This window comes from Paenibacillus phytorum (genome assembly GCF_013141715.1).
Lineage (GTDB): Bacteria > Bacillota > Bacilli > Paenibacillales > NBRC-103111 > Paenibacillus_E > Paenibacillus_E phytorum.
In genome coordinates this window covers 1-1,918 of the sequence record NZ_WHOA01000255.1, presented here as the reverse complement: position 1 = coordinate 1,918, position 1,918 = coordinate 1, and the positions used below count along the sequence as shown (strand labels likewise).

The 1,918-nt window shown below is 40.1% G+C and carries 2 protein-coding genes; both read left to right on the top strand.

Annotated features, from left to right (window positions below):
- Positions 1-518 (top strand): transposase (locus GC098_RS38300; RefSeq protein ID WP_171649570.1); only part of this gene is annotated, 518 nt, incomplete at its 5' end.
- A gap of 546 nt (positions 519-1,064) precedes the next feature.
- Positions 1,065-1,487, top strand: coding sequence for a hypothetical protein (locus GC098_RS38295; protein ID WP_171649569.1), 423 nt, complete (start codon positions 1,065-1,067; stop codon positions 1,485-1,487).
- Positions 1,488-1,918: the final 431 nt, after the last annotated feature.

The following is a 1,918-nucleotide window of genomic DNA, read 5'->3' as shown; positions in this document are numbered from 1 at the left end:
GTGAAGCAAAGCAAGATTTAGGGCGGTTATTAGAAGAGTTTGAACGTATCGTTGAAATACTAGAAAAGATTGAAAAGGACCTTCTAGCATTGCATAGTGAAATACCTATGGCCAATCAGCTTAGATCGATCAAAGGTCTGGGCACAATCTTCATTGCAGCCATTCTATCATGTGCTGGCGACCTTAGACAGTATGCACATGGACGTCAGCTATTGCGTAAAGCAGGTCTAAATTTGGCTGAAAGAATGTCAGGAAAACACAAGGGACAAATCAAGCTTTCGAAACGGGGAGATGCTACGTTACGCAAATATTTGTATCTGGCGACGATCACACTCGTAGGAACGAATCCAGTCTTTCGACAGATGCATGAGAATAATGTTCAGATCAAGCAAATGAAGAAACAACAGTCCCTTTTTAAGCTACTTGGAAAATTGGCTCGTATTCTGGTTGGCATTGTTCAAAGAGGAGAAGCTTTTTTACCTGAAAAAGCTACCCCCAACTACGCTCCGGCTGCCTAAGACTTATTGTCGATAACGTAGATTGACTCATTCGCAGGATTTTCACAAAGAAAGCACGGAGGACCGAGTTCGTTCTTCATAAGGGCACAGACCCATCCGCTAAACGCTATCGGTCTCCACACCTTGGTCAGGTATAACGAAGGAATGTAAGGGCATAGACCCGTTGAGCCGTGGGAGGGTGAACCTCTAAGGAAATTGTGGAGTATGCGTGCAGTAGAATAGGACTTGGGGAAATGTTCCATACGTTCCTCTATTCCCGCATGCCCAAAATGTAAACCAACGGTTCTATTCAACTTACTTTCTGAAAAATACTGATTTTAAAGGTAATGAAATCCTGTGAATGAGTGAGCATACGTGAGATAAACCCTTAAAACCGAGGGACGGAGAACTATAGCGTAGGAGCTGCATTGAAGCAGCTCTTTTTATTTGATTCATTAAGCTATCGGGCAGTTTAGCTTGGTTGCACGCTTTGATTCCTTGCCTTCTTAGTATATGGTAAAATCAACTAAATTGGCTGTGTGAGTCATAACGGTTGAGGTGGAAATAATGGAGAACGAGGATAATAAGGTTGGCAGTTTACATTCTAATACAGATTTAATCTGGTGCTTAGTAGGAAATATTTTGGGTGAAGGATTATATTTTGATGGTAATAATGAGATTGAGTTTAAGGGCACCAGACAGTTTAAACCTAGAACTAAAGTATACTGTTCACCGTTTATTTGGGGTGACGGATATGAAAGAATTAGAGTGATTGGTAGAGCGGGCGATACCAATAAATTCATTTGCTTAATAATGGAATCCAAATACATAACCAATTGGAGAAGGCAGAAAGTTTATACGCCCTACATACTGAGGAGAAACAGCTATGAAAGAGACCAATGGGACAATTCACAAGAATCAGCAAAAGTAATTGATGAAATGCTTACTTGGCTACCTGAAAGAACATTGAAAGCAACAACACATGATTAAGCTAACGGATACGATAGTTGAATAACCAGGGAGCAGATCGCCGCGGCCGGCAGCTGTTCCCTTTTTCTTTTGAAGTAACCGGCAGTTAATTCCAATATATGGTATGCTTAGAATAGCGATTTGATTAAGGGAGGGGATATTTTGAGGGAAGTAAAGTATCAAGTTAAGAGTCCTTCAAGAATTGGAACCATTATAGGTATGATCGCTATAATATGCAGTCAATCTATTCTTTTAGTGAGATCATGGGATCACATGGGTGTTTCCTACACTTCGTTAACGGTGATTCTTCTATGTTACTGCTTAGTTGTACTGTTACTCGCATTGTACAGAACATTCTTCAAGAAACCAATCGAGTTATGCCTGTCCAATGACCAAATCATATTAAATGGGATTATAATTAATTCGGAGGATATTAAAGTAATAATGACCAA

What these genes read in the sequence shown, in the direction of transcription:
- GC098_RS38295 (WP_171649569.1), top strand. Translation starts at nt 1,065, where the DNA reads ATGGAGAACGAGGATAATAAGGTTGGCAGTTTACATTCTAATACAGAT.